Below are 26241 nucleotides of genomic sequence, written 5' to 3' on the forward strand. Positions count from 1 at the left end.
AGTTTTGCAGTACTCAGGCGAGATCACGCCTTTGGCCCTTTCCAATCAATCGGACAAATCTCGGCTGACATGCCGCCAAAATCCCAAACACGTCCATAATCGCGCACTTTGGACTTCAGACCCTTAGCCGCAATAATATCCGGCCCCATCCAGTACTTAGAATTGGTGATCATGACTGGATGATCTGGGTTTCCGCCGTCGATCATCTCAATCTCACCGGCTATCTTGCGGCCGATATATAGCCCGCGTTTCTTACCCTCGCGTGTGATTTCGACTTTTTCGCGTTCAGCACCAATGATTTCGGAAACAAGGAATGTGAACAGTCCCGTTGTGCCACCTGCGGCCCCGCTAAAAATCTTCAGCAAACCGTTATAGGCTTTCTGCGTTGAACGTTCATCCACATATGCCGCCACGCGCCAATTGCCTTCGCCCATGCGTCCGGGGATATCGACCAGCAGCCCAACATTCAGCCCACTCAGGTCTTCGCCCTCAAAATGGCCCTCATCAATCGCTATCGCCATCCACGCATGACAATGCCCTTCTGTGGGCGGGTGTGCGCCAAGCGACACGACACAAGGGCAGAACATCGTGCAGGAACAGTTCAAAAACAGCTCGCCCTTGATCGCCCAGTCTGTAGGCCGCATCTTACGGCGCAACGGGTGGCTTTCCACTTTGCTATCAATACGTTGGCTAACCGGCAGGCGGTCAGACGGTGCGCGTGTTTTTTCGGCCATGTGGCGTACTCCTTAAAGGTTTGCCCAAACGGGCAATGCAAGTCCTGCGGCGATCAATGCGACCCCCATAGGCTTCGTTACGATATGCCCAACGCTGGGCAGTTTCTCTAAAATCATGAAAACAGTCGCAAGCCCCATCCAAAGCAGGCTCATCACACCGCCCACAAAGCCGAGCGCCATAAACCCCCAGCAGCAGCCAACGCAGAACGCGCCAAGCCCGAGACCCATTCGCAACCCACCTTGAAAACCTGTTTTCCAGTGACCAACGAAATACATCATCGGAGAATGGCAAACCCCGTGGCACATTTCCTTAACGCGGCTGAATTGGAACAATCCGACGACAATCAGCAAACCCGCCGACACCCAGACGCTTTTCGCAATCCCAAGCATGTCCACGACACCGCCAAACAGAAGCCCCAATTGAACGGCCGTAATCAGAGCCGCGAAGCCGACCCAAACAACAGAATACCCCAACAAAACACCAAGCCACCCTACCCGTGTGCCATTCGCGCTGACCATCAGATCTTCGTAGGACCGTAATGTTGGGATCATTGTCGGCAACATCATCGCCGCCATCATAATCGCCCACATCGCAAAAAGTGGACCAAACCGTGCCATTGGCATATCCATTGGCATCCGCGGATCCATTGCGGCCATCGCCGCCCCCATCTCCCCGGGACGCCCGATAAGGTCGAGGTCCATGCTGATTGCCATCATGTACATCATCGCCCACGACAGCAAAATCGCGGCAAAGAACGCAATCCAAAGCACTGAACGGATGTTTAGTAGTGATGACACAGGCGCCCTCCCAAGCGACTCATTCCTTGCCAAACAAATGTCAGACAATTAAATGTCTGACAAATGAAAAATGCACCTGACCTCTCCGCCCAAATCGCCAAGTCCATTCGCGACGCCATTGTTTCAGGCGATTTGCCTGTCGACGAACGCTTGCCAAGCGAAGCCGAGTTGAGCGAACAGTTCGACGTGTCCAGATCAACCGTCCGCGAGGCTTTGAAACGGCTGGCTGCGCAATCACTGATCCGCACTCAACGGGGTGCAACGGGTGGCGCCTTTGTAAATCGCCTGACGTTTCAAGACGCCTACGGCCAACAAATCACAACCTCTGCCCTGCTTCTGAGCATGAATGAAGTGGATTTCGTCACCGCCTGCGAAGCCCGTTTTGCACTAGAACGTGCCTGCGCCCCTCTTTCGGCACAACGTAGAACGGCGGATCACCTCGCAACCATGCGAGCAGAAATCACCCGACAATCCCAACCGGGCCTGAGCGACGAAAGCTTTTGCGCCTCCGATGTCGCGTTTCACCGCGCTTTGGTGGATGGAGCCGGCAATCCGGTCTTGTCGTATCAATTGGCCGGCGCTGTCGAAGCAATCGAACCCTTGATGAACATGATCACCTTTACCGCGCGCAGCCGCGACCACATCGTCGCAATGCACACTCGCATTGCCGATGCGCTCGAGGCATCAGATGCCGAGATCGTCGATAAACTCTTGGCAGAACTGGCGGATTATACCGCCGAGCTAGGCCAATCCGTGGCCTCGGCTAGCGCAAAGTAGCCCGACTGCCCCCTTGTAAAGCACCATCAGCCCGCCTATTTGTGGAATGTCCTTCGGGACTATGAACATAAACGCGCTCGCAATAAGCGGATCGGACCCGGGGGCGGTACCCGGCGTCTCCACCAACACCCAAACGTCCGTCAGGGCATGCGGGAAACGGCTCATTTGGCCAGTCTGGGGACGAAATAGGATCGACGAACGTCTAAAGGGGTTAGCTTTGTTTCGGTGAGTTACCACCGTTATCGGTACGTTTAAGCTAGTTGCAAATGACAACAATGCTCGGGTTGCTCTCGCTGCGTAAGCAGTGCGAAATATCCAAATTTAAGCCCCTACGCTTTGCAGCCTAGGGCGGGGTTCGCAGGTACCTGGCAACAGAAACCTGCACTTCCCACACCAAGATTTATGCGCCACACTGCCCTGATGAAGGGATGGTTTACTGCATTCATGTTGACGGCATCGCAGGCTTTCGCTTGTGACACCGCCTTACTGTTAACTATCGATGTGTCCAATTCAATTGATGGCGCTGAATACGATCTTCAAACAAATGGCATGGCGGATGCAGTACTCGACGGCGAAGTGTCCGAGGCGTTGATCCAAGGGCAAGTGGCTGTCGCAGTCATGCAGTGGTCGGGCGTCGGGCACCAAGAAGTGTCGATCGCTTGGCGCCAAATACACTCAATTTCGGACATTCGGGACTTTGCGGTGGACGCTCGCACAATGCCGCGTGCCTTTGTACAATCCGATACGGCCCTTGGGGACGCGATCTATTTCGCGCTAGATCAGTTCGGAAACGCCCCAGCCTGCGACCGCCAAGTCATTGATATATCAGGGGATGGAACGCCAAACGCCGGCAGTGACACCCGCACCGCCGCCCGCGAGGCTGAGCGGCGTGGCGTCACCATCAACGGCATCGCAATTGAAAGCATGGGGATAGCAATCACCACGTTTTTTACCCGCGCCGTGATTACCCGCGACGGGTTTGTTATCACCGCACGGCGGCACCGCGACTATCCCCGCGCGATCCGCGAAAAGATATTGAGAGAGGTCTCCCGCGTCTTTGGTTAGAGCGGTAATGCAACTGTTGATTTGATCTCTTCCATGCTGAGCAACGCCGTGACGTTGAACACCCGTACTTCGGAAATAAGCGCCTGATAAAACACATCGTAAGCGCGGGCGTTCTTGACCCGCACTTTCAAGATATAATCGATGTCCCCTGCCAGCCTGTGTGCCTCTTGAACCTCATCGCGTTCCATTAAGGCTTTCAAGAACTTAGCCTGCCAATCTGCCTCGTGTTCCGATGTGCGGATCAGGACGAAAAAACACGCTTCAAACCCCAGCGCCTCTGCATCCAGCATCACTGTCTGCTGCCCGATCACCCCCGCCTCGCGCATTTTACGAATCCGATTCCAAACTGGGGTCTTTGAGGACCCGACAGATTTGGCAATTTCGTCCAAAGACTGGGCTGCATCCGCTTGCATGGTGCGTAGGATTTTCCTGTCTAACTCATCTATCCGAACATCCATTCGCTTTTCCTTCAAAAACAGAAATTATCTGACTTACTTCACCACTACGGCGAACGAACGTCCCTTTCAACCACCCATATGGCGCAATTCATGGAATAATATTCTATATTGAGGGCAAGCAACCGGAAAGAGCGTCATGAACCACTTCCCAATCTTCCTCGCCACGCAAGGGCGCCGCATTGTCCTTTCGGGTGGTGGCGACGCGGCATTGGCCAAATTGCGCCTGCTGCTGAAGACCGAAGCCAAGGTTACAGTCTTCGCGGCGAAACCCGCCCCTGAACTGCAAGCATGGGCCGCAGCGGATCAATTGACCTTGATCGAACGTTCCATGGACGTGGGCGACACCCTGTGTGCCGCATTGTTCTACGCCGCCGATGAAGATGCGACGGAAGACGCTCGCACCGCCGCCATCGCCCGCGCGGATGGGGCGCTTGTGAATATCGTGGACAATCTGCACGACAGCCAGTTCATCACACCGGCTATCGTTGATCGCGATCCTGTGACCGTTGCAATCGGCACCGAAGGCGCAGCCCCTGTGCTGGCCCGTGCGATCAAGAAAGACCTCGAGGAGAAACTCCCCGCCTCGCTCGGCACGCTCGCCCGCATCGGCAAAGGCTTTCGCGCAATGGCGGAAAAGCTGCCGTTCGGCGTCGCGCGCCGTGATTTCTGGGCGGAATACTACGACACAGCAGGCCCGCGTGCGATTGCACATGGCGAGGCCGAAGTCGAAGTCGCGCTTGATACTCTGCTGGACAAGCACCTGAACACACAGGCCAAAGCGGGCCACGTGGATCTGGTCGGCGCAGGCCCCGGTGATCCTGACTTGTTGACACTTAAGGCGCGCAAGGCCCTCGATAAAGCCGATGTGGTGATCTACGACCGTTTGGTCACGCCGGAAATCTTAGAACTTGCCCGTCGCGAAGCGATCATGATCGATGCTGGCAAAGAAGGGTTCGGCAAAGCCATGGCGCAGGACGATATCAACGCGTTGATCGTCGAACATGGGTCAAAGGGCCATCATGTTGTGCGCCTCAAGGCTGGTGACCCAACTGTCTTTGGTCGGTTGGATGAAGAAATCGAAGCCATCGAAGCGGCAGATCTGTCTTACACAATCGTGCCCGGCATCACGGCGGCCTCTGCTGCGGTTGCTGGTATCGGTCAAAGCCTGACGAAACGCGGTCGCAATTCTGCGGTACGTTTCATCACCGGTCACGACACTAAAGGCTACGCTGATCACGACTGGCGCGCACTGGCCGAAACCGGCCAAGTCGCCGCCATCTACATGGGCAAAAAATCTGCGCGTTTTGTGCAAGGCCGGCTGCTGATGCATGGCGCAAATCCTGACACGCCCGTCACCGTTATCGAAAACGTCTCACGCGCGGATCAGCGCGTCTTGGCGACCACTTTGGCAGAAATGGAACCGACTATTTCGGCAGCGGGGCTATCAGGCCCTGCCCTGACATTCCTGGGGCTCGCGCCCCGTGCGGCCGTTGCCGCGGCATCTTCTTACGACCTACAACAGGAGGCCCTATAAAATGGCCCGCGCATTCACACCTAAAGTGATCACATCCAACCTTTTGATCGAAGGCGATGCGGTTTGGTTCACAGTCAACGACACTTGGTCCGGCAATATCGCCGACGCCGAGTTCCTGACAGACGAAGCCCATGCCGATCTGCGCCTTCTGGAAGCAAACGCACAAAAGAACGTGATGGTTGGCGCTTACTTGGCTGATGCCAAGCTGGGCGAAAATGGCCCAGAAGCCACCCACTTTCGCGAAGAATTCCGCACACGCGGCCCATCCAACTATGCCCATGGCAAACAAGTCGAGCAGGTTTAATCATGTATAAATACAACGATTTTGACGAGAAATTCGTCCGTGAACGTGTCGCCCAATTCCGCGGCCAAGTGGAACGTCGTATTGATGGATCTTTGACCGAAGACGAATTCAAACCATTGCGTTTGATGAACGGTCTCTATCTGCAACTGCACGCTTACATGCTGCGCGTTGCGGTGCCGTATGGCACGCTGAACAGCAAACAGATGGATATGCTCGCCCACTTGGCTGAGACATATGACAAAGGCTACGGTCACTTTACCACGCGCCAGAACATTCAGTACAACTGGCCCGCGTTGAAAGACGTGCCTGACATGTTGTCAGACCTTGCAGATGTGGAAATGCACGCAATCCAGACATCCGGCAACACGATCCGTAACGTGACCGCTGACCACTTTGCTGGTGCCGCCGCTGATGAAGTCGCTGACCCGCGCCCAGTGGCTGAATTGCTGCGCCAGTGGTCTACAGACCACCCTGAATTCCAGTTCCTGCCGCGTAAGTTCAAGCTTGCAGTGACGGGCGCTGCGGCCGACCGTGCCGTGATCAAGGCACATGACATCGGTATCCGCATTCTGGAACGTAATGGCGTGCGCGGGTACGAAGTGCTTGTGGGGGGTGGCCTTGGCCGTACACCAATGATCGGCAAAGTACTGCACGACTTCTTACCAGAAGCTGACTTGCTGCCGTTCGTCGAAGCCACGGTTTCGGTCTGGAACCGTCTGGGGCGTCGCGACAACAAGTATAAAGCGCGCATCAAGATCACTGTGCACGAGCACGGCATTGATGAAATCCGCCGCTTGGTTGATGAACGCTTTGCTGAAATTCGCCCGACATTTAACGGTGTGGACCAAGAGATACTGCGTACGATTGAAGCACAGTTCGCGGCACCAGAATTCAAAACCGCCAGCACAGACGGATTTGAGACCGCTCGCCTTGCCAACCCAGCATTTCGAAGCTGGACCGACACCAACCTGACGGCGCACCGCGCGGATGGTTACGCAATCGTGTCGATCTCGATCAAGAAACACGGCGACACGCCGGGTGACGCGACCGCTGACCAGATGCGCGTTATGGCTGACCTTGCGCGTAAATACGGCCACGATGAGCTGCGTATCAGTCACGAGCAGAACGTTATCCTGCCGCATGTTCATAAATCTGACCTTTTGGATATCTATCAGATATTACGGGTAGCCGGGCTAGCGACAGCCAACATCGGACTGGTATCGGACATCATCGCCTGCCCTGGCATGGATTACTGTGCGCTTGCTACCGCTCGCTCTATTCCAATTGCACAGCAGATCGCGACACGTTTTGACGAGCTGAAATTGGAACACGACATCGGTGAACTTAAGATAAAAATCTCTGGCTGCATAAACGCCTGCGGCCACCACCACGTGGGCCACATTGGTATTCTTGGTCTCGACCGTGCTGGTGTGGAAAACTACCAGATCACTCTGGGTGGCGATCATACAGAAACGGCCGCCATCGGCGAACGGGCTGGTCCGGGCTTTAGCGCAGACGACATTGTGCCAGCGATTGAGCGTCTCGTCCTAGGCTATATGGACCTGCGCAGCAGCGCGGATGAAACCTTTATCGAGGCTTACCGCCGCCTTGGTGCCGCCCCATTTAAGGGCATATTGTACCCAAAGGAGGCTGCAGATGCCGCTTGATGGACGATTAAGAACGCTGAACCGCATTTATGAGGGCAAAGAAGCCGTCGATGTGCTGGCCTATGGATTAAGCAATTTCGATGACACTGCTCTTGTCAGTTCATTTGGGGCTGAGTCCGTCGTGCTGCTGCACATGGCCGCGCAAATCGACCGCAATGTGCCTGTTCTGTTTATCGACACTGAAATGTTGTTCGCGGAAACGCTAACCTATCAACGCGACGTTGCCGCCCATTTGGGCCTGCGCAACGTGCAGGTTATTCGTGCCTCCCGTGAGGCCGTTTTTGAACGCGACAATGAAAACCTGTTGCACCTGCACGACCCCGACGCTTGCTGCCACCTGCGCAAGACTGAACCATTGGAGAAAGCCCTTCAGGGCTATGATGCTTGGATTTCTGGGCGCAAACGGTTTCAAAGCGGCAGTCGTGCTGCTCTAGAGTTCTTTGAACTTGAGCGCCCACTTGGCCGTCTTCCACGTACCAAGATCAACCCACTGGCCCATTGGGACAGCGATGATCTGCGCGCCTATATCAGCGATCACAACCTGCCGCGCCACCCGCTTGTGGCAAAGGGCTTTCCGTCCGTCGGCTGTACGCCTTGCACCACCCGAGTGGCCGCAGGCGAAGACCCGCGTGCAGGTCGCTGGCGTGACCAAGGAAAGACGGAATGCGGAATTCATTTTGGCGGCGGCAAAGCCCAACGTCAAAGCGCGTAACGCGCGAAAGGACAAAACAATGACTGTAATTATTACCGATACGGGCTTTGGCACCGACGATTGGGCGACTGATTTTGTTGCGCTTGATGCATTGGTTGCAAACGATTGTGGGGCAAAGGCCCTTGATCTTGCATCCGACGCTGAACCGCACGACATCGCCGACCGGATAGACCATTTCGAAATGATCCGCGTGGATTTCCCTAGCTTTGCCGATGGCCGTGGCTTTACCATCGCCGCCCAATTGCGCCGCTTGGGATTCACGGGACGTTTGCGGGCACGTGGCCATGTGATTGCCGATCAATACGCGATGGCACGACGGGCCGGATTTGATGAGGTTGAAATCTCTGATGAACTTGCTGCGCGCCAGCCAGAACCCCAGTGGTTGGCCCGCGCAAATTGGCAGGCCCATGATTATCAGGCGCGCATGCGCGGCTAAACGCCAGCCCCCTTTAACTGACATAGATCAACGCGTAACAGAGGAGCGCGGGCTAAGGCTCGTGCCAAAGACACATGACAGAGATGACGCCCGTGACTGATACAGCAACTGCACCAAAAGCCGTTCCCGCCCTGCCCGATGCGCAGACCGTAACGGAAGTAAAACACTACACCGACCGCCTGTTCAGCTTTCGCTGCACACGCCCCGCATCTATGCGGTTCCGGTCCGGTGAATTTGTGATGATTGGCTTGATGGGCGATCCGCACCCAGAAACAGGCAAGGTGAAGCCCTTGTTGCGCGCTTATTCCATTGCCTCACCAAGCTGGGACGAAGAACTTGAGTTCTATTCCATCAAGGTGCAAGACGGCCCGCTGACCAGCAAGTTGCAGCATATCAAGGTCGGTGATGAGATCATCCTACGCCCGAAACCCGTAGGCACCCTGGTGCACGACGCATTGCTTCCAGGAAAACGGATCTGGTTCTTCGCAACTGGCACTGGCTTTGCCCCATTCGCGTCCCTGCTACGCGAACCTCAGACCTATGAAGACTACGACGAAGTCATCATCACGCACACCTGCCGTGAAGCCGGTGAGCTGACTTATGGCCGTGATCTGATCGAGGCGTTGAAGACAGATGAATTGCTCAATGAAGTGATCGGCGAAGGGTTTTGGAAGAAGATCAAATACTACCCGACCACGACCCGCGAAGAGAGCCCAAAGATGGGCCGCATCACAGACCTGATGAAGACCGGCGAAGCTTTTAAAGACCTCGGCGTGCCGCCTCTGAACCCAGAAAGCGACCGCGCGATGATCTGCGGCAACATGGCATTCAACCTCGAGCTCAAAGACATGTTCGAAGAGTATGGCCTTGTTGAAGGCGCAAATTCCAACCCGCAGCACTATGTGGTTGAGAAAGCCTTCCTAGACTAAGCACTTGTTACAGAATGCAAAAAGGGCCGCTCAATCGAGCGGCCCTTTTCGTTTGTCATGCCGTAAGGCTTACATGCCTATCGCAGCTTTGATCTGATCGATAACGCCAGACACGAGGTCAGGGTTGTCGCCAGCAGCGCTTACAGCGGCCTTGAGCGGTGTGGACACCAGCGCGCCAAGGTCGGAACCATCGATCCATTCGTTAACCTGATCGGCGTTGAATGTTTCTGGTGTCAGCAAGCTTGTGATGTCGATGCCATCAGTTGCAGCTTCGACAGCGGCTTCAGTTGCTGCTTCAGTTGCAGTGTCCGTCGCAGTTTCAGTCGCAGCATCAACAGCGCCTTCAGCTGTGTCCGTAACAGCGTCAGCTGCATCGGATGCCATTTCAGTCGCACCTTCTACAACATCGCCAGCTGTATCAGTTGCCGCGTCAACAACGTCACCAGCTGTGTCCGTAACAGCATCAGCCGCGTCAGATGCCATTTCAGTTGCACCTTCTACAACGTCGCCAGCTGCGTCAGTTGCAGCGTCAACAGCGCCTTCAGCAGTGTCAGCAACAGCATCAGCCGCGTCAGATGCCATTTCAGTCGCGCCTTCAACAACGTCGCCAGCCGCATCAACTGCGCCCTCAGCCGTGTCAGCAACAGCGTCTGCTGCGTCGGATGCCATTTCTGTCGCACCTTCTACAACGTCGCCAGCTGCGTCGGTTGCCGCATCAACGGCACCTTCGGCTGTTTCAACAACAGCATCAGCCGCGTCGGATGCCATTTCAGTCGCGCCTTCAACAACGTCGCCAGCCGCATCAACTGCGCCTTCTGCAACGTCTGTTACTGCATCAGCCGCGTCAGATGCCATTTCCGTCGCACCTTCTACAACGTCGCCAGCTGCGTCGGTTGCCGCATCAACAGCACCTTCAGCCATGTCAGCAGCGCCTTCAGCTACATCGCCAGCCGCGTCCATTGCGCCTTCAGCGGCATCGCCAGCCATTTCAGCTGCGCCAGAAAACACCTGCGCCGGGTTCTTGCCATTTACGCCCCACTGGAAGCCAAAAAACCCCAGCACTGCGATAACGATAATTGCGATCGTCCCTCTCATCATCTTCGTCCTTTTAATACATGGCCACCAAACTGGACCTCGGCGCGAGGTATGTCATGCTGCGTTTGCAAAGAAAAGCGGGAAGCGCCGCTTCGCATTCCCCCTTTGCGATAGTTCGCAACCAACATACTGAATCCGACGTTTGCGCCTTGAAGTGCGCACTCCACACAGTTAGTTCTAGTCACCAAGGCAAAACAATTTAAGGACAAGTCCAATAGCCCGCAGACCTCATAATGCGCCGCCACAGCGCGACACCGGCCCTCGTATCAATGATCGCATCCGTGCATCCGAAATCCGCCTGATTGGCGCCGAGGGTGAAAATGTCGGCGTTGTTACGCCCGAACGCGCCATGATAATGGCCGAAGACGCAGGCTTGGACCTGGTCGAGATCTCTCCGAACGCATCGCCGCCCGTGTGTAAAATCATGGACTTTGGGAAATTCAAATACGAAACCCAAAAACGCGAAGCCGAAGCGCGTAAGAAACAAAAGATCATCGAGATCAAAGAGGTCAAGTTCCGGCCGAACACAGATACCAATGACTACGACGTCAAGATGCGCAATGTGTTCAAGTTCTTGGAAAACGGCGACAAGGTAAAGGTTACCCTGCGATTCCGTGGCCGTGAAATGGCCCACCAGAACCTTGGTCGTGAGTTGCTGGAACGTGTTGCCGAAGACACCAAGGAACACGGTAAGATCGAAAACTTCCCGAAAATGGAAGGTCGCCAGATGGTGATGATCATCGGACCGTTGCCACAAAAAGGCTAAATCGCCGGCACATCAAATTCGAGAGCGTCGCACTTTGCTGTGCGGCGCTCTTTTCATTTGTGGCATTGCAGAGAGCTTAGTCGTTATTGGTCTCCGGCAAGGAGCTTAGCAGCCCACCTACCCCCATCGAGCCAATCACATCGCTGCCGCAGGGCAGCCCACACAAGATGCGTTCCATAACGAGATCGGCGCCAGTCATCCCGAGAGCCCGTGCGCATGCAGGCAATCCAATAACAGGAACATCACCGATCTTGCCTGTGAACAAAAGATGCCCTGGGTTTACAGGTATACCAAAGTGAAGAACGTCCCCACCGACAGCGCGCAATGCACATGGTGCAATGTCTTGTTCGTCTAGCGTCGCGGCGGCTGTCAAAATGAATATCACTTGACCTTGTGCGTGCGACAATGCCTCGACCATAGCGGTGCTGGTATCGTGCGGCACATCAATGACTTCCTGCAAGGTACATCCAAGGCGATCCAACCGTTCTTCAAGGGAACGGCGGCCGTTTGGATGGTGACGCGCGCCTGCATGATGGGTTTCAATCAATGTGGCGCGTGTCAATTTTGCCTTACGCACGTTTACGGCAGGCAACCCGCCCGCCACCGCATCGCACACACGCCCTAAACTGGCTCTGCTCACCCCGTAGGACATGACATTGATATTGGCGAGGACCACACCAGCAGTCACCCGATGCAGGTTGGGTAGCGTAGCCAACGCGATCCGCGGGTCAATTCGGTTCAGGGCATTAAGCCGTGCAACGTCAAGTTCAAGCAATCCCGCACGATGGGCGCGAATGGAGATGTTTCCCAATTTTACCTTACTTAGGTAAAGGCCTTGTCGTTCGGGGTTTGGCACCAGAGCCTCTGCGACTTGGGTCGCGGCATCGTCTTCGGGGATATCGTTGTCCCCCCGCCGGACAACTGACACGTTAAGCAAACCAAAAGCGGCAAGGGTTTCGAGATGCCCATCGCCCAGCACGATGCCTTTGCTTAGGCTTGCGACAGGCACGCCGTGTGCCAGAATCGCGCCAGCAGCTTCGGCCAATGGAACGGATCCAAACCTCATGGTTTATGCCTTATGTAGAACTTGCGTGATTTCGGCCATAATGCTCACCGCGATCTCAGCAGGTGCGCGACCACCAAGGTCCAAGCCAACCGGCGCGTGAATTCGTGCAATTTCTGTGTCATCGAACCCAGCCTCCCTTAGCCGTTCCACTCGTTTTGCGTGGGTCCGTGTCGACCCCAAGCACCCGAGGTAAAACACATCAGTTCTTAAGGCGGCCTTAATCGCAGGATCATCTAGTTTGGAATCGTGGGTTAGCGTTACGACAGCGCTGCGACTGTCCAACTGTGCCGCGTTGAGGGCCGCATCGGGCCAGTCGTCACTTAGCTCGACGTTTGGGAACCTGACCACTGACGCAAACGCTGGGCGCGGGTCGATCAACTGAACGTCAAATCCGCAGGATTTCGCCATTGGGACAAAGTGCTGCGCAATGTGAACGCCACCCACCACAAACAAGCGAAGGGGCGGAGTATGGACCGCGACAAAGATTTCACCGCCCTGCTCCAGCCCCGAACGGTTTGTTCGGAACCTATCAGCGTAGCGGTCCGGCCCGACCAGATACCGCGTTCCACTGCGCAAGTCGGCGACATATCCAACTGGCACTCGTGTTTTAATCGCATTCACTAGGTCTTCGAGGGCGTCCAATGGCATTGCCACTTGGCCCTTTCCGCCAATGGGCTCGACCAAGATTTTCACCCGCCCGCCGCATGCCAATCCCACGGCAAAGGCGTCCTCGTCACTGACACCATACTCCAACACACGGGCTGTGCCATCTTCCAGTACCTCAAGTGCCTCAGTGACGACCGCACCTTCTACACACCCACCAGAGACTGACCCCATCATGTGACCATCTTCGCGGATAACCAACTGGCTGCCGGCGCCACAAAGAGCGGAGCCCCAAGCCTCAAGAACAGTGGCAACAGCGACGCCCTGCCCAGCCTGAACCCATTCAAGGGCGTCTTCTAAAACTCTGGCATCTTTGGTCAATTTTCGTTTCCAGAGTCATCAGTTGGTATGGTGAAAACTTGTCCAGGATAGATCAAGTCCGGGTCTCGGATGCTGTCACGATTGGCTTCAAAGACCTTCACATAAAGGACGCCATTGCCGTAACGCTCCTCTGCGATTGCCCACAACGTGGCGCCCGGTTGAACAGTGCGGGTTGCGACCGTGAATTCAGGGTTTGCAACGTCGTCGGCCATGGCCTCGATGACATCTTCAGGGGCTTCGCGCAGAAATGGTGTTTCGATCCGACTGATAACATCGCCCTCTGAATCCAGCTCATCAATGCGCAAGGTGTACACACCAGTATCAACGTCCGGCAAATCCCCGCGCCAGCCGCCATCAGCATCAACCGGCAAGCGGCTGACAGGCGTGTTATCCACATAGAACTGAACGAACCCGTCACCCACTGCACGCCCCTGCAACACGACTTCGCCGTCGGGGTCGTAGGTGATCGCATCCAAAGCGACCGAGGACATGACTTCGGGTGGGCTGTTAGATGCAATTGCTGGCTGGACAACGTCCACACCGTCTTCGGTAATGGCCAAGACCGCAGGGGCCGCGGGGGTGACCGTCACGGGGTCCTCGTCTGCCTCAAACTCAACTGTCACATCTACTGCGGGTTCGGTCGACTCGGGCTCAGCTTCTGGTGGCTCAGGCACATTCTCGGATTCGCTTTGGGGCTCGCTCGTCGTTTCAGGCGCTGGTTCCGGTGTTGTCTCTGGAATTGGTTGCGGTGTTGGTTCAGGCGCTATATCCGCAGCCGCGACTTCAATCGGTGCTGGGTTTGCATCCAGAATGAACCTGCGATCAGCGAGACGTGCAGCACCGTCAGGATCGCTTTGCAGTTCCATTATCCTTGGGGTTTCGGAATACCCGATGAAGCCAATCACAACAAAGGCCCCATCCGCGCCAGCATCCGCTCGTTCGAACTCAGTGCCGTCAATCAAGACGGCGACGGGTGTGTTTGGTTCTGACAGCCCTGACACCAGCAGGCTTCCATCCGCTTCGAAACGCCGGTCCGTAAGCTCGGGCGCACGTATAGGAGCGACCTCAGCTACGGCGTCATCCGCCTCAACCGCCGCGTCATTGGCATCAACGGCTACCTCGTCGGTTTCAGTTACCGCATCATCGGTTGTAGAAACTTCAGGCTCAGGTGCCGGCTGAACAACTAGTTCAGCTGGATCAGCACTGCTTTCTTCAACAAGAATCTCGGCCACAGGCATTTGTTCAACAACGTCGTCTTGTTCAGCTGTGGCCAAATCGGACAGTGGCCGCATGTAGATCGCAGCTACGATTGCGACAGCGACTGCACCGCCCCCGACAATTGAAAGTGTCTTAGTCTGCACGATTTTCCTCCCCAACCGTTGGCAGACACTAGCAACGCAGCTATCACGGGTCAAAGCTGCAATGCGCAGCACCCGTTTAACGTGACTGGAGCTAATCTGTGGCCGGAATACCCTTTTCCGTTTGTGTCTACTGTGGATCACGCGATGGCGCTGATCCGGCTTATGCCAAAGCTGCCGAAGATGTCGGCACGATGCTCGCGGCTAAAGGCTGGCGCTTGGTTTACGGCGCCGGAGATGTCGGTCTTATGGGCCGCGTCGCCCGTGCGGCACAGGCCGGTGGCGGCAATACATTTGGCGTCATCCCCCAGCACCTGATGGATTGGGAGGTTGGCAAGACGGACCTGACGACTTTCATCGTCACCGAGACCATGCACGAACGCAAAAAGGTCATGCTGATGAATGCAAACGCCGTTGTCGTGCTCCCTGGCGGGGCTGGCAGCTTGGATGAATTGTTCGAGGCCCTGACATGGCGCCAGCTTGGCCTCCATTCAAAGCCGGTCTTCCTTTTGAATACTAATGGCTATTGGAATGCCCTACTGGCGCTCATGGATCAGATTATCGACCAAGGTTTTGCGGATGCGGCCCTATTGGATTACATGACAGTCGTGGACAACGTCGAAGAGTTGGAAACAGTGCTGAAACCTAACACCGCGGGCGCATGACTTATTAAAGCTCGCTTTGAGCCTATCTATCCATCGCGACGGACGCTGCAGCTAACACAAATCAAAACCTATCCTTTTGGATCAATTTTTATACTTTTTCGGTTTTGTAGAATGGGTCTCTATCTGAGAACCTATCTGTGTAAAGCAACATAAACTCCTCAGGATGCAGGACAGCTCATGACGACATGAGCGGTCCTGCCTTCAGGCCAAAACTTTAGCGCTGATGCGTGGGTTCGGACTACAGACGAAGGAGTGTTTCCAGCTAGGAAAACGGATATGAGCAGCAGCGCCCGATTATTAGCAAGCGTCATAATTGCGATGGTCGGCGCATCGATCCTAGCGATCTTAGCATTGAGCTTTGGCTTTCAACCATTGAGTGCAGGTCTTACATACTGCCTGAGCGGCTCCGTAATACTGGTACTCGCGGCAATGTCCCTGCCCACCTGTTCCGAGCACGATGCGGAAAACGAACGCTAGCGTTAGTGTGTCACCCAATCGGACATGCACAGGCAAAACAACTGACGGCGTGAATGACGCTAAGCGAACCAGCCCTATCTTCGCTCAAACGCCCGCATTCTTGCAATAAATTCCGATGTCTCTCTCATGCATGACAAACGGTATTTGGGGCCGATAAAATCATTATAGATTGAAAGGTGAGCGTTGTACGACGACTGTGATTTTCTGTCCCAATATCCTGATGACCACTCTTCCAACTCTACAAAGTTGCCAGATGAGCCACGCGCCAATTCTCTTTCAAGCAAATTCTCACGGCTTTCTGACCACGGAATGTCAGTCCAGATTACGCAGGTAACCCGATCTATGATTGGGCTGACCAACCAGCCATAGACGCCTTCGATAACCCATTGATCGCGCTCGGCCTCTTTACGGGTCTTGGCAATAGCGACCAGCGTGTTCTCTTTACGGCTGTAGTCCCCATCGACCCAACGTATCTGATCAAGATCTACAACACGGACTGACAATTCTTCACCCAAGCGTTTGGATAACCAGCTTTTGCCCGACGCTGTGTTGCCAAAAATTACCGTTCGATCAAATCGGTTAGGCGGGAAACATTGATCAATACCGTCTTCCAACATTTCAAATACCCTCATGAAACCAGGTCTGAATAACGTGCGTTTGTTCATCGTACAACGACCGCAACATCCTTCAGAACGGGCACTTTCCAAACGAAAAAGGCCCGCCAAACTGGCGGGCCTCCTCTATGTCAAGATCGTTCAAATCACATACGGGATGCGACATTTTCCCAGTTCACAAGGTTGTCGAGGAAGTTTGTGAGGTATTTCGGGCGCGCGTTGCGGAAGTCGATGTAATAGGAATGTTCCCAAACATCACAGCCCAGCAATGCTGTCTGGCCAAAGCAAAGTGGGTTCACACCGTTTTCAGTCTTGGTCACAGCCAAAGACCCGTCCGCGTTTTTCACGAGCCATGCCCAACCGGAACCGAACTGGCCAGCGCCTGCTGCGGAGAACTGAGACTTGAAATCATCAACAGAGCCAAAGCTCTCTTTGATGGCTGCTTCCAGCTCGGATGGCATAGAAGACGTGCCTGGGCCCATCATTTCCCAAAACTGGTTGTGGTTCCAAAGCTGGGAGATGTTGTTGAAGATGCCGTTTTGGGCAACAGCGGATGCATCATATGTGCCAACGATGATCTCTTCGAGGGATTTGCCAGCCCATTCTGTGCCTTCAATCGCCTTGTTACCATTGGTGACATAAGCGTTGTGGTGCAGGTCGTGGTGGTATTCCATCGTTTCAGCGGACATGCCTTTATCAGCAAGTGCGTCGTGAGCGTAGGGAAGATCTGGAAGTTCGAAAGCCATCTGTAACCTCATTGGATTAAAAGTTTGTCTGCCACGTAACAAAGCTGTTGGAGCGCGAACGTCAAGGTTGTTTGCATCAAAATGGTCGCATTCGGCATTGTTTCCCCCTTAGCGACAGTGGACTTGAGAGGTAAGGTCGCTATGCTACGGCCCAAGGTCGGACTAATCGGCACCAGCGCGGAAATTGCGCAACGAGAGCAGGTATATTGTGAATTCTAACCAGCGGGGCCGCATCTAATGGCCAAACATACGTACACCATCCTTTCTATGATGAAGGATGAAGGCCATTCACTTGTCGAATGGGTCGCCTACCACAAACATATCGGTTTCGATAATATCTGCGTTTATACCAACAATTGCGGTGACGGCACCGATAAGATGTTGATGCGCCTGCAAGAACTCGGCTGGGTGCAGCATTTCGAAAACGAAGTCCCGGCCGATAAGAAGCCGCAACCAAACGCGCTGATGCTGGCGACCAAGAATGACGAAGTAATGGATTCTGACTGGATCCTAACGATGGATGCCGATGAATTCCTGTCTGTTAAGGTGGGGCGCGGCTGGGTCAGTGATCTCATTGAAAAGATGGATGACGACGCCGATGCCATGGCAATCACGTGGCGGTTCTTTGGGGCCAATGACATCACAGATTGGAACCCTGGTCTGGTGATCGAAAACTACACCCGCGCGGCACCTGACATGTTTAAAAAGGGTTGGGGCGTGAAAACGATATTCAAGCCCTACCGTGACATCAAGCTCGGCATCCACCGACCACACATTAAGAAAGCCAAGCAAGAGCCTGCAAACGCTAAACTTTTGTTCGATCAAAAGTGGCTGAATGGGTCCGGCAAACCGATGCCCGATGAGTTCTCTTTGTCTGGCTGGCGCTCGACCAAGCCAACGCTTGGCTACAAATGGGCCGAACTAAACCACTACGCTGTTAAGTCCTATGAGGCTTATTTGCTGCGCCGTGTGCGGGGCAACGTGAACAATAAAGAAGACAAATATAACGCCGCCTACTTTGCCTTGTTTGATCGTAACGAAGAAGAGCACATGAACGTGACTCGCCACGCGCGCGGCACCAAAAAGAAGATGGCGCAAATCCTGTCTGATCCAATCATGCGAGAACTGCAGGACAAAGCATTGGAATTCCACGCTAATCGCGTGGAAATGCTGCGGACGTCTGGTGAGTACGACCAATGGGTCAAGGATCTAAAAGAAGCATCCGAGGTGCCACTTGATAAGCTGGATGAGGTTCTGTTCGTCCAGCACCTGCCAAAAGAATGGCAGCAAAAGGTCAAAGAACTTCAGGCCGCAGGCATTCCGGACAAAAAGATCGCCAAGATGATCGCCCAGACCCAGACCGCCAAGAAGGGCGATACGCGTAAAGCGTTGCTTGAAGCGGCTGGTGAAAACGCCGAAGAGAAACTTGATGCACACCAGTTGAAGGACAAATCGTCTAAAGGAAACACATTGGATAATCCGTTCCTGAATACGGATGCTGCGGCCGGACTTGGCGTGCCATTGATGAATGAACGCACACAAAAGATCGCATTGGCCGCCCAAGCTGCGGACCCGAATGACGCGTCCAGTGCACGTCTTATCGCCAAGGCCGAAGCCGCGCGAAAAGCACTGGCAGCTGTGCCCAAGCCCGAGAGCGAAGCCCCTAGCACAGCGACGATCGACCTCGACCAACCTGCCCCGTCGATTGATAAAATTGTTGCGGCATCAACGCTTGAAGCATCAACAACGATCGAAAGCCCCGAGGATACGGTTCCAGTTCCAACCGATGTGGTAGCAAAGAAACCGGCCCCCAAGAAGCCCGCACCTAAAAAGCCAGCAGCGAAGAAACCAGCGGCCAAGAAACCGGCAGCTCGTAAGCCCCCCGCGAAAAAGCCAAGCACGTCACGTCGCAAGACACCTGCGCCAGCTAAGAAACCGGCCACAAAAACGACAGCTGCAAGAACAACGACGACCAAGTCCACCGCAGCAAAGAAAACAACAGCCAAGAAACCAGCGACCAAAAGCAACGTCGCGCCTAAGAAAGCGACATCCAAATGAGCACTGCTCCCAATGCTGGCCGAAAAGTTCTTGTCTCTACGATGAAGAACGAGGGGCCTTATCTGCTGGAATGGCTGGCCTATCACAAATCCATAGGGATCACTGATTTCTGCATCTTTTCAAATGATTGCACCGACGGCACTAACTTGATGCTGAACCGTTTGGACCAGATGGGCGTGGTAAAACACTACGATAATCCACAAGGGCCACGTATGGATCCGCAGCGATCTGCCTATAGCCGTGCCAACAAGTTGGAGTGGGTCAAATCCGCCGATTGGGTACTGATCGTTGACGCAGATGAATTCCTGAACATCCATATTGGTGATCACAGCATTGACGCGTTGATCGACGCGTGTGGCAGCCCTGACGCGATTTCTGTGAACTGGCGCCTGATGGGCAGCCAAGGACAGTCCAAAATGTCCATCGACCCGTTTAAGGGGGAACTGGTCACGGAACGTTTCACCAAGGGCTCTAGTTTTGAGGACCCTGAAAACGGCCTCGTGTGGGGGTTCAAAACATTGTTCCGCCCCGACAAGTTCAGCTATTTCGGTGTGCACCGCCCCAAGTTCGATCGAAAAATCGAAATCACGCCTGGCATGGTCACTTGGACCAACGCCGCAGGGAAACCGATGGGCGACAAGTATCTTGAGAAAGGCTGGCGCGGCAATTCCGAGAACGTCTCCAATGAGTTCGCGCAGGTGAACCACTACGCGATCAAGTCGCGCGAAGATTTCTTGCTCAAGCGTTTGCGCGGGACTGCCAATTCAAAGAACAAAGACCGGATCGACATGGAGTATTGGGACAAATACGACATCAACACCCATGAAGATACAACGATTCCGACTGATAACGTGCGCGCGCAAATGGATGAATGGTTGAAGGACACCGATCTGTCCGCCCTCGCCCGCGCCTGTGTGGATTGTTCCCAGCGTGTCCTAGATTACCAGCTTACGGTTCCTGAATTTCGCACATTCATTGATACCGGCCATTTTACCCCAATGAAGGACAAGGACTCATGACGCCTGTGACCAAAACAGACGCACGCTTTCTTTGCGTGGGCACCCATCACAAGACGGGTACAATTTGGATGCGCAAAGTTCTGCGCGCGATCAGCAATGACCAAAACGTGCCGTTCATGCAGTGTTACCGTGCAAAGAAACTGGCGGAGGCCGCTGAAACGGGTCCACAGATCATCGTCAATTGGTCGTCGTCTTTCCCCCAACAGTTGTTGGAGATGGGGCATGCGCGGTTCATCCATATCATCCGTGACCCACGCGACGTGCTGTTGTCTGGCATGCGTTACCACCGAATTGCGCCGCTGGGGAATGAAAAGTTCCTGCGCGAAAAGCGCGATGAATGGGGCGGAAAGAACTATCAGGACCATCTGAACGCCCTGCCCGACGATCATGCGCGTTTGATGTTCGAGATGGAAAACAAACACGACAAAACCGTGCAGGAAATGCTCAATTGGCCGTATGAATATGGGGTGCCAAACGACCGTGTGGCCGACATCAAGTACGAAGACCTGATTGAGGACACAGACTGCGCCATCTTCCGTGGAATGCTTGAAGAGTGCGACATTGACGGCATCGACATCGACAAAGCCGTCCAAAGCTATTGGGATCGGTCCTTGTTTGGTGGTTTGGCCATGAAAGATGATCGCGAAGATCGTGTCGCGCTACATGTTTCTTCTGGCAAGAAGGCACAGTGGGTTACCAAACTACCACGCGAGATCGCCGAACCTTATGCGGAGCGCTACGCCGATGCACTTAAGACGCTTGGCTATGCGGAAAACTCTGACTGGGTAAAAGACTGCTTGCCCGCAAAAGAAATCGCGGCCTAAGGCCGCGATCCTTTTTTACTTGTCCGCTGCTAGGCGCGTGGTTCTAGGTGATCCGCGTGACTTCTGGCATCTTTCTGTCCCAGAATGAACACAGGTACTCGTCCAGCTCGGGCGATTGAACCGCGCGACGGCCCGCGTTTGGCAGGAAGGTCAATTCGCCCAGAATGAGTGATTTGTTCTGAACATAAAGATCAACGCGGCAGTATTGGAACGGCGATCCAAGCTGGATCGCGGCGGCCTGTGCAGCCTCGGTCATCTCTGGCAACGGCACCTCGTGCAGGTTTTCGCGCAGAAATTCATGAGGCATATAGTTCAGCTTTTCATCATAAACGGGATTATGACGATCCTCGGTGCCAAGGCCCACGTCCAACTGCAACAATGCCGAACGCCCATTGATGATGTGAAACCGGAAATCTTGTAGCGGGCCATCATCTGGATTGGATGTCAGACTTTTCTCAAGGAATACTTTGCGGTCGATAAATCGATACCACCACTGGCACGAATTTTCACCGTATGATGTGCCAAGCCAGCGGTCTGCCTCACTGCGGATATGGGCCATTTCGTCATCAGAGCACGGAATAGTAACCTTGATATTGTAGGCGCTGCCGTGGTTGGCCTTAAAGTAATAGACACCTGGCGTGATGCCATCAAAATTGACCTCATCGCCACTGTCCCAAGTCTGTACAACTTCAGCGGTGCTGACCTGATCGGTCAGTGTCTGAGGAATAAACTTTCCAACATGGAGCTTATCTGCGGGCTGGACCTTGGGCATTGGCATGGTGATCGCGTGCAGAATGTTCATCGCGGCAAAGGATTTCGGTGTGTAGAAATCCGGCCATTCCTTGATGCTGTTGCAATAGCCGCCAATCCCGCGGCGGGCGGTCTGGCGAAACTGTTTTGTGTTCAGGATACTTTGCGCCGTCATGTAGTCACGCCCGTCTTTGACGTTCGTGGTTTCGGCGAGGTTCTCGTCATTCCACTTCACAAAATCCGTAACGTACTCAGGGATGTAGCGCGGTCCTACCTTTGAGATAGGTCGGTTGTAATAGTGGTATTGTTCAAAGAACTGTCGCATTTCGTTCCAACCTTTATCGTCGCACTCGTTACTGGGTATTTCTAGCGCAAGGGATAGCGCAAGATTGGGACCATTTTGGCAACCAATCTCAGTTTTGAACCCAATATTGTCTCTGACTTGTTTACAGTGCGCCTGTCTTTCTGGCCAGTGCTGAGCGTTGCAAAACGCCTTCTGCGTAATCAGCAACCGAGCGGAAACAAACCAAATCAAATCCTGTGTCATGTCTCCAGAACGCTGCGGCCACCTGCGCCAGCCGTGTGCGTCGAAAACCCCCGATTGCAAAACTGTCTTTGTGCAGATCGACGGGACACAGGCGCGCCAAAACTTCGTTTGCGTCTGGTCCTGTGATACTGAACACCGCACGGGCGTCTGACACATCAACTGTCAGGTAGTGCGTATCGCCCATGTCGGAGGCGATGTTATCCACGGTAGATGCGACATCCTCGTAAGGTACCATCAACAACAACTCGTCTGGGGACATCCACGCGACGCCCTTATGGCCATCGCCCGCAATCCGACCCGGCTTGGGGACGGCATGACCTGTTGCGGCCTTTACGGCCCGTTTAAGTTTTGACGAGGTAAAATCACCGCGCAGTGTGATCATTCCGCGCGCCGGTGCGCGGTCAACTGTTGCCAGATCAGACATTCTGTTTTTCCCCTGCTGGGTCATAGAAAACCGCATTCACAATCTTGGCCTGAACTTCCGTGCCATCGGTTTTGGGGAAGGTAATCACTTCACCCATTCGATCCGGTCCGTTGTGCACAAGGCCCATGGCGATCCCGCGTTCCAGATTTGCGCTGTAATAGGTGGATGTGATGCGCCCTTGAACATTGCGCTGCCCATTAGCGTTTGTCCCATCAGCGACCGCATAGGCCCCATCAGGGATCACGGACCCGTCCGTGCTTTCAAGCCCGACCAGTTTCCAGCGGTTCGGGTCAACCATATGGCTGCGCAACTGGCCACGTTTGCCCAAGAAGTCCTCTTTCTTTTTGGAAATGGCCCAGTTCAACCCGAGGTCTTGCGGGATCACGGTGCCGTCGGTCTCGTCACCAATCATGATGAACCCCTTTTCCGCTCGCAACACATGGAGCGCTTCGGTCCCGTATGGCATCACACCAAATTCCTGACCCGCCTCAAACAGCGCATCCCAGAACGCCTGCCCCTCACTGGCTTTAACAGCAATTTCGTAAGACAGCTCGCCCGAGAACGAGATCCGATAAGCGCGGCAATCAAACCCGCCAATCGTACCATCTGCCCACTGCATGAACGGCAAAGCATCTGCACTGACATCCATGCCGCCCAGTTTTTCTAGAACTTTGCGGGCATTGGGTCCAACAACCGCGATTTGAGCGTATTGTTCGGTGACATTGGCAACGTAGACGTCCCAATCCCACCATTCGGTCTGCAACCATTCTTCCATGTGCGCGTGAACGCTATCTGCCCCGCCCGTTGTGGTGTGGCACAGCCATCTATCATCGCTGATCCGTGCGACCACGCCATCATCGCTCAGGAACCCTTGTTCGGTGCACATCAGCCCGTATCGACATTTGCCGACAGGCAGCGTCGACATCATGTTTGTGTACATCATATCGAGGAACTTGCCCGCGTCCGGCCCACTGACGACCAGCTTACCCAATGTAGAAGCATCTAGCAGGCCAAGGTTCTCGCGAGTATTTTTAACCTCACGGTTTACGGCATCCTCAATGCTCTCTCCGAGCTTCTGATAGGTATAAGCACGTCGCCACTGGCCCACAGGTTCCCAATAGGCACCATTGGCATCCGACCAGTCATGGATCGGAGTTTTACGCAGCGGTTGGAACAAATCGCCACTGGCTTCGCCGCCGATCGATCCCATCGAAATCGGCGTATAAGGCGGGCGGAATGTTGTTGTTCCGGTCGCGGGAATGGGTTGACCCAAAGCATCAGAAAGAACGGCCAAGCCATTAATATTACTAAGTTTACCTTGATCGGTCGCCATACCCAACGTGGTATAACGCTTGGTGTGCTCAACGCTTTCGTAACCTTCTTGCGCGGCCAATTGTACGTCGCTGACCTTTACATCGTTTTGATAATCCAACCACATCTTGCTGCGCAACTTATAGCTCGCGCCTTGTGGCATCATCCAAACCGGCGCCATTGGGGCTTCAACTGCGGCGTCCCCGACCGGTGCAGCGCCCGCGCGGCGTTTGTGGCCCGCAGCGGCAGCCGCGTCGACACCTGCCATATGGCCATTGGCCACGCAGTCGCGTGTCGTCATCTCGCCATGCGCGATGCCAGCCGTGCTGACAAACCCTTTGCCGTCTGCCCCCAAAGGTGGACGTTCCGGATCGGGGCGGAAATGGCTTTGCGCCTCGTCCCAGATCAGTTTGCCGCCACAGTGGGACCACAAGTGCACAACAGGGGACCAACCGCCCGACATTGCAACGGCCTCGCATTCGATTTCCTCAAGCACAGTGCCCTCACCGGCTTGCGAACAAATGCTCACGCCTTCGACCCGCTTACCGCCCTTCACGGAGGCAATACCTTTACCAAACAGCACACGAATACCAAGGCTTTGCGCCTTATCGGCTAAAGGCCCCGCCGCATCACGCGCGTCAACAATCGCAGGAACAGTCAATCCAGCCCGAACGCAAGCAATCGCAGTACGGTATGCGTCGTCGTTGTTGGTGACGACAACTGTGCGATCCCCAACAGATGCGCCGTAGTTCACTACGTAATCACGCAGCGCGCTGGCCAGCATTACACCAGGCACGTCATTTCCGGCCATGCTCAGCGGGCGTTCGATTGCGCCCGTTGCTGTAACGATCTGCTTGGCACGGACGCGCCAGAGACGATGTCTTGGGCCGGATTTATCGGCTGTGTGGTCCGTCAGACGCTCATAGGCCAAGGCATAGCCGTGGTCGTAAACCCCTGCCCCCATACAACGTGACACGCAGGTAACATTATTCATGTCTTCAAGCGCTTGCAGGGCATTCTTCACCCACTCACCCGCATCAAGACCATCAATCTCAGCGCCATCCACAGGCGCACGACCACCCCAATGAGACGTCTGTTCAACCAATAAGACCCGCGCGCCAGCACGGCCCGCCGCCAGCGCCGCTGACAAACCTGCCACACCGCCACCAACAACCATCACGTCCGCATGAGCGTAGAAATGCTCGTACGTATCCGCGTCACGCTCTTTAGGGGCTTTGCCAAGACCCGCTGCACGGCGAATGATCGGTTCATAGATGTGTTTCCATAGCGGGCGCGGATGAATGAACATCTTGTAGTAAAAACCCGCAGGCATGAACCGCCCCAGCTTGGCGTTCACAGCGCCCACATCAAATTCCAAGGACGGCCAGTGGTTCTGGGACGTTGCCGTTAGCCCGTCAAACAGTTCTTGGGTTGTGACGCGCTGGTTTGGTTCAAACCGTCCATCGCTGCCCAGATTGACCAAAGCATTGGGTTCTTCGGCACCACTGGCGACAATCCCACGCGGACGGTGATATTTGAAAGACCGCCCAACCATCACTTGATCGTTCGCCAATAGCGCGGAGGCCAAGGTGTCCCCTTCGAACCCGTGCATCTGCTTGCCGTTGAACTGGAACGCAATCTTTTTGGAGCGGTCAATCAGCCGCCCTTCTCTGGCCAGACGTGTGCTCATGAGAAATTCCTCCAAGACCAGCCCGGTCGTTTATCTTTGATCCGTTCAATGATGTATTTTGGTGGTGCAAGGGTTTGTGCGGGATAAGTGCCAAACACCTCAAGCGTCATGGTGCAGCGCGCCGCGTGAAACCACTTGCCGCAGCCCGCCGAATGACGCCAGCGTTCCAGATGCACCCCCTTGGGGTTTTCACGCACAAACAAATAGCCCTCGAAATCTTCTTCTGAACTGTCTGGGCCAAAGCGTTTCAGGTGCGCTTCTCCGCCTGCGTGCAGTTCAGTTTCATCGGCTTGGACGCCGCAATATGGGCATTCTAGGATCAGCATGGGGAAACCTTCGACGCGAAGGCAACGCCCCCACGATTGATGTTGAGGGTACGCAAGACGAAGGGCGCAGCCACATGGGCGCGCCCTCGGTTCATGAGTGGTGGTTG

General features: G+C 54.7%; 27 protein-coding genes and 1 other RNA gene. 15 read left to right on the forward strand and 13 right to left on the reverse strand.

Annotation, left to right across the window (positions count from 1 at the left end; translation table 11 throughout):
* Positions 1-23: 23 nt before the first annotated feature.
* Positions 24-734, reverse strand: coding sequence for a DUF1326 domain-containing protein (locus L0666_RS04115; protein ID WP_235259056.1), 711 nt, complete (start codon positions 732-734; stop codon positions 24-26).
* A 12-nt stretch (positions 735-746) separates the two neighbouring features.
* Positions 747-1532, reverse strand: a complete 786-nt coding sequence (locus tag L0666_RS04120; RefSeq protein ID WP_235259057.1) for a DUF2182 domain-containing protein — start codon at positions 1530-1532, stop codon at positions 747-749.
* A gap of 63 nt (positions 1533-1595) precedes the next feature.
* Between L0666_RS04120 and L0666_RS04125 the strand changes: the two genes are divergently transcribed.
* The 3 genes from L0666_RS04125 (at position 1596) to L0666_RS04135 (ending at position 3374) form a co-directional block, all read left to right on the forward strand.
* The gene (locus tag L0666_RS04125; RefSeq protein ID WP_235259058.1) at positions 1596-2309 is read left to right on the forward strand and encodes a FadR/GntR family transcriptional regulator; all 714 of its coding nucleotides are present in this window, start codon (positions 1596-1598) and stop codon (positions 2307-2309) included.
* A 9-nt stretch (positions 2310-2318) separates the two neighbouring features.
* Positions 2319-2695: a transfer-messenger RNA gene (ssrA, locus tag L0666_RS04130) on the forward strand.
* Positions 2696-2711: 16 nt separating this feature from the next.
* Positions 2712-3374: a DUF1194 domain-containing protein gene (locus tag L0666_RS04135; protein WP_235259059.1), complete on the forward strand. Its 663-nt coding sequence runs from the start codon at positions 2712-2714 to the stop codon at positions 3372-3374.
* On the opposite strand, the gene L0666_RS04140 is transcribed toward L0666_RS04135, so the two are convergent.
* Complete coding sequence (locus tag L0666_RS04140; protein ID WP_235259060.1) at positions 3371-3832, reverse strand: Lrp/AsnC family transcriptional regulator; 462 nt, start codon at positions 3830-3832, stop codon at positions 3371-3373. The genes L0666_RS04135 and L0666_RS04140 overlap by 4 nt on opposite strands.
* 136 nt (positions 3833-3968) lie before the next feature.
* On the opposite strand from L0666_RS04140, the gene cysG reads away from it, so the two are divergent.
* The 6 genes from cysG to L0666_RS04170 all read left to right on the forward strand — a co-directional run bounded on the left by cysG (position 3969) and on the right by L0666_RS04170 (position 9414).
* Positions 3969-5366 (forward strand): siroheme synthase CysG, encoded by a 1398-nt coding sequence (gene cysG, locus L0666_RS04145; protein WP_235259061.1) that lies wholly within the window; start codon positions 3969-3971, stop codon positions 5364-5366.
* A gap of 1 nt (position 5367) precedes the next feature.
* The gene (locus L0666_RS04150) at positions 5368-5670 is read left to right on the forward strand and encodes a DUF2849 domain-containing protein (protein ID WP_235259062.1); all 303 of its coding nucleotides are present in this window, start codon (positions 5368-5370) and stop codon (positions 5668-5670) included.
* Between the two features lie 2 nt (positions 5671-5672).
* On the forward strand, positions 5673-7337 hold the full coding sequence (locus L0666_RS04155; protein ID WP_235259063.1) for a nitrite/sulfite reductase: 1665 nt from the start codon (positions 5673-5675) through the stop codon (positions 7335-7337).
* The gene (locus L0666_RS04160; RefSeq protein WP_235259064.1) at positions 7327-8049 is read left to right on the forward strand and encodes a phosphoadenylyl-sulfate reductase; all 723 of its coding nucleotides are present in this window, start codon (positions 7327-7329) and stop codon (positions 8047-8049) included. Before L0666_RS04155 ends, L0666_RS04160 begins: the two co-directional genes overlap by 11 nt.
* A gap of 19 nt (positions 8050-8068) precedes the next feature.
* Positions 8069-8485 (forward strand): DUF934 domain-containing protein, encoded by a 417-nt coding sequence (locus L0666_RS04165; protein ID WP_235259065.1) that lies wholly within the window; start codon positions 8069-8071, stop codon positions 8483-8485.
* 74 nt (positions 8486-8559) lie between these two features.
* Positions 8560-9414 (forward strand): ferredoxin--NADP reductase, encoded by an 855-nt coding sequence (locus tag L0666_RS04170; protein WP_235259066.1) that lies wholly within the window; start codon positions 8560-8562, stop codon positions 9412-9414.
* Positions 9415-9483: 69 nt separating this feature from the next.
* Here L0666_RS04170 and L0666_RS04175 read toward each other — a convergent pair whose 3' ends face one another.
* Positions 9484-10512, reverse strand: a complete 1029-nt coding sequence (locus tag L0666_RS04175) for a hypothetical protein (protein ID WP_235259067.1) — start codon at positions 10510-10512, stop codon at positions 9484-9486.
* A 298-nt stretch (positions 10513-10810) separates the two neighbouring features.
* Here L0666_RS04175 and infC point away from each other — a divergent pair, with 298 nt between their 5' ends.
* On the forward strand, positions 10811-11275 hold the full coding sequence (gene infC / locus L0666_RS04180; RefSeq protein WP_235259556.1) for a translation initiation factor IF-3: 465 nt from the start codon (positions 10811-10813) through the stop codon (positions 11273-11275).
* Between the two features lie 76 nt (positions 11276-11351).
* Here the strand turns inward: infC and L0666_RS04185 are convergent, their stop codons facing one another.
* From L0666_RS04185 to L0666_RS04195, 3 genes are read right to left on the reverse strand one after another with little or no spacing between them, the layout of a single operon-like run.
* Complete coding sequence (locus L0666_RS04185) at positions 11352-12341, reverse strand: molybdopterin-binding domain-containing protein (protein WP_235259068.1); 990 nt, start codon at positions 12339-12341, stop codon at positions 11352-11354.
* A 3-nt stretch (positions 12342-12344) separates the two neighbouring features.
* On the reverse strand, positions 12345-13325 hold the full coding sequence (locus L0666_RS04190; RefSeq protein WP_235259069.1) for an XdhC family protein: 981 nt from the start codon (positions 13323-13325) through the stop codon (positions 12345-12347).
* A complete protein-coding gene (locus L0666_RS04195; protein WP_235259070.1) occupies positions 13322-14686 on the reverse strand; it encodes a LysM peptidoglycan-binding domain-containing protein in 1365 nt (454 codons plus the stop codon). The genes L0666_RS04190 and L0666_RS04195 overlap by 4 nt, the downstream gene beginning before the upstream one ends.
* A 98-nt stretch (positions 14687-14784) precedes the next feature.
* Between L0666_RS04195 and L0666_RS04200 the strand changes: the two genes are divergently transcribed.
* Together L0666_RS04200 and L0666_RS04205 are read left to right on the forward strand one after the other, a co-directional pair.
* On the forward strand, positions 14785-15348 hold the full coding sequence (locus tag L0666_RS04200) for an LOG family protein (protein ID WP_418887971.1): 564 nt from the start codon (positions 14785-14787) through the stop codon (positions 15346-15348).
* A gap of 276 nt (positions 15349-15624) precedes the next feature.
* Positions 15625-15825, forward strand: a complete 201-nt coding sequence (locus tag L0666_RS04205; protein WP_235259071.1) for a hypothetical protein — start codon at positions 15625-15627, stop codon at positions 15823-15825.
* A gap of 74 nt (positions 15826-15899) precedes the next feature.
* Here L0666_RS04205 and L0666_RS04210 read toward each other — a convergent pair whose 3' ends face one another.
* Both L0666_RS04210 and L0666_RS04215 read right to left on the reverse strand, forming a co-directional pair.
* Complete coding sequence (locus L0666_RS04210; protein ID WP_235259072.1) at positions 15900-16457, reverse strand: P-loop NTPase family protein; 558 nt, start codon at positions 16455-16457, stop codon at positions 15900-15902.
* Positions 16458-16585: 128 nt separating this feature from the next.
* A complete protein-coding gene (locus tag L0666_RS04215) occupies positions 16586-17185 on the reverse strand; it encodes a superoxide dismutase (RefSeq protein WP_235259073.1) in 600 nt (199 codons plus the stop codon).
* A 237-nt stretch (positions 17186-17422) separates the two neighbouring features.
* On the opposite strand from L0666_RS04215, the gene L0666_RS04220 reads away from it, so the two are divergent.
* The 3 genes from L0666_RS04220 to L0666_RS04230 are packed head-to-tail and all read left to right on the forward strand — an operon-like array spanning position 17423 to position 21086.
* Complete coding sequence (locus L0666_RS04220; RefSeq protein WP_235259074.1) at positions 17423-19243, forward strand: glycosyltransferase family 2 protein; 1821 nt, start codon at positions 17423-17425, stop codon at positions 19241-19243.
* On the forward strand, positions 19240-20262 hold the full coding sequence (locus tag L0666_RS04225) for a glycosyltransferase family 2 protein (protein WP_235259075.1): 1023 nt from the start codon (positions 19240-19242) through the stop codon (positions 20260-20262). Before L0666_RS04220 ends, L0666_RS04225 begins: the two co-directional genes overlap by 4 nt.
* Positions 20259-21086 (forward strand): sulfotransferase domain-containing protein, encoded by an 828-nt coding sequence (locus L0666_RS04230; RefSeq protein WP_235259076.1) that lies wholly within the window; start codon positions 20259-20261, stop codon positions 21084-21086. The genes L0666_RS04225 and L0666_RS04230 overlap by 4 nt, the downstream gene beginning before the upstream one ends.
* A gap of 43 nt (positions 21087-21129) precedes the next feature.
* Here L0666_RS04230 and L0666_RS04235 read toward each other — a convergent pair whose 3' ends face one another.
* The 4 genes from L0666_RS04235 to L0666_RS04250 all read right to left on the reverse strand — a co-directional run bounded on the left by L0666_RS04235 (position 21130) and on the right by L0666_RS04250 (position 26134).
* A complete protein-coding gene (locus L0666_RS04235) occupies positions 21130-22161 on the reverse strand; it encodes an ATP-grasp fold amidoligase family protein (protein ID WP_235259077.1) in 1032 nt (343 codons plus the stop codon).
* A 121-nt stretch (positions 22162-22282) separates the two neighbouring features.
* Positions 22283-22807, reverse strand: coding sequence for a sarcosine oxidase subunit gamma (locus L0666_RS04240; protein WP_235259078.1), 525 nt, complete (start codon positions 22805-22807; stop codon positions 22283-22285).
* Positions 22800-25808, reverse strand: coding sequence for a sarcosine oxidase subunit alpha family protein (locus L0666_RS04245; protein WP_235259079.1), 3009 nt, complete (start codon positions 25806-25808; stop codon positions 22800-22802). Before L0666_RS04245 ends, L0666_RS04240 begins: the two co-directional genes overlap by 8 nt.
* Positions 25805-26134 carry a sarcosine oxidase subunit delta gene (locus L0666_RS04250; RefSeq protein WP_235259080.1) on the reverse strand — a complete coding sequence of 110 codons (330 nt, stop codon included), beginning with the start codon at positions 26132-26134 and terminating at the stop codon, positions 25805-25807. The genes L0666_RS04245 and L0666_RS04250 overlap by 4 nt, the downstream gene beginning before the upstream one ends.
* Between the last annotated feature and the right edge of the window lie 107 nt (positions 26135-26241).

The sequence above is a fragment of the Octadecabacter algicola genome (assembly GCF_021532625.1).
GTDB lineage: Bacteria > Pseudomonadota > Alphaproteobacteria > Rhodobacterales > Rhodobacteraceae > Octadecabacter > Octadecabacter algicola.

What these genes read in the sequence shown, in the direction of transcription:
- L0666_RS04150 (WP_235259062.1), top strand. Translation starts at nt 5,368, where the DNA reads ATGGCCCGCGCATTCACACCTAAAGTGATCACATCCAACCTTTTGATC.
- L0666_RS04205 (WP_235259071.1), top strand. Translation starts at nt 15,625, where the DNA reads ATGAGCAGCAGCGCCCGATTATTAGCAAGCGTCATAATTGCGATGGTC.
- L0666_RS04215 (WP_235259073.1), bottom strand. Translation starts at nt 17,185, where the DNA reads ATGGCTTTCGAACTTCCAGATCTTCCCTACGCTCACGACGCACTTGCT.
- L0666_RS04125 (WP_235259058.1), top strand. Translation starts at nt 1,596, where the DNA reads ATGAAAAATGCACCTGACCTCTCCGCCCAAATCGCCAAGTCCATTCGC.
- L0666_RS04235 (WP_235259077.1), bottom strand. Translation starts at nt 22,161, where the DNA reads ATGCGACAGTTCTTTGAACAATACCACTATTACAACCGACCTATCTCA.
- L0666_RS04185 (WP_235259068.1), bottom strand. Translation starts at nt 12,341, where the DNA reads ATGAGGTTTGGATCCGTTCCATTGGCCGAAGCTGCTGGCGCGATTCTG.
- L0666_RS04115 (WP_235259056.1), bottom strand. Translation starts at nt 734, where the DNA reads ATGGCCGAAAAAACACGCGCACCGTCTGACCGCCTGCCGGTTAGCCAA.
- L0666_RS04140 (WP_235259060.1), bottom strand. Translation starts at nt 3,832, where the DNA reads ATGGATGTTCGGATAGATGAGTTAGACAGGAAAATCCTACGCACCATG.
- L0666_RS04250 (WP_235259080.1), bottom strand. Translation starts at nt 26,134, where the DNA reads ATGCTGATCCTAGAATGCCCATATTGCGGCGTCCAAGCCGATGAAACT.
- L0666_RS04220 (WP_235259074.1), top strand. Translation starts at nt 17,423, where the DNA reads ATGGCCAAACATACGTACACCATCCTTTCTATGATGAAGGATGAAGGC.
- cysG (WP_235259061.1), top strand. Translation starts at nt 3,969, where the DNA reads ATGAACCACTTCCCAATCTTCCTCGCCACGCAAGGGCGCCGCATTGTC.
- L0666_RS04135 (WP_235259059.1), top strand. Translation starts at nt 2,712, where the DNA reads ATGCGCCACACTGCCCTGATGAAGGGATGGTTTACTGCATTCATGTTG.
- L0666_RS04230 (WP_235259076.1), top strand. Translation starts at nt 20,259, where the DNA reads ATGACGCCTGTGACCAAAACAGACGCACGCTTTCTTTGCGTGGGCACC.
- L0666_RS04165 (WP_235259065.1), top strand. Translation starts at nt 8,069, where the DNA reads ATGACTGTAATTATTACCGATACGGGCTTTGGCACCGACGATTGGGCG.
- L0666_RS04155 (WP_235259063.1), top strand. Translation starts at nt 5,673, where the DNA reads ATGTATAAATACAACGATTTTGACGAGAAATTCGTCCGTGAACGTGTC.
- L0666_RS04240 (WP_235259078.1), bottom strand. Translation starts at nt 22,807, where the DNA reads ATGTCTGATCTGGCAACAGTTGACCGCGCACCGGCGCGCGGAATGATC.
- L0666_RS04225 (WP_235259075.1), top strand. Translation starts at nt 19,240, where the DNA reads ATGAGCACTGCTCCCAATGCTGGCCGAAAAGTTCTTGTCTCTACGATG.
- L0666_RS04210 (WP_235259072.1), bottom strand. Translation starts at nt 16,457, where the DNA reads ATGAGGGTATTTGAAATGTTGGAAGACGGTATTGATCAATGTTTCCCG.
- L0666_RS04160 (WP_235259064.1), top strand. Translation starts at nt 7,327, where the DNA reads ATGCCGCTTGATGGACGATTAAGAACGCTGAACCGCATTTATGAGGGC.
- L0666_RS04245 (WP_235259079.1), bottom strand. Translation starts at nt 25,808, where the DNA reads ATGAGCACACGTCTGGCCAGAGAAGGGCGGCTGATTGACCGCTCCAAA.
- L0666_RS04175 (WP_235259067.1), bottom strand. Translation starts at nt 10,512, where the DNA reads ATGATGAGAGGGACGATCGCAATTATCGTTATCGCAGTGCTGGGGTTT.
- L0666_RS04170 (WP_235259066.1), top strand. Translation starts at nt 8,560, where the DNA reads ATGACAGAGATGACGCCCGTGACTGATACAGCAACTGCACCAAAAGCC.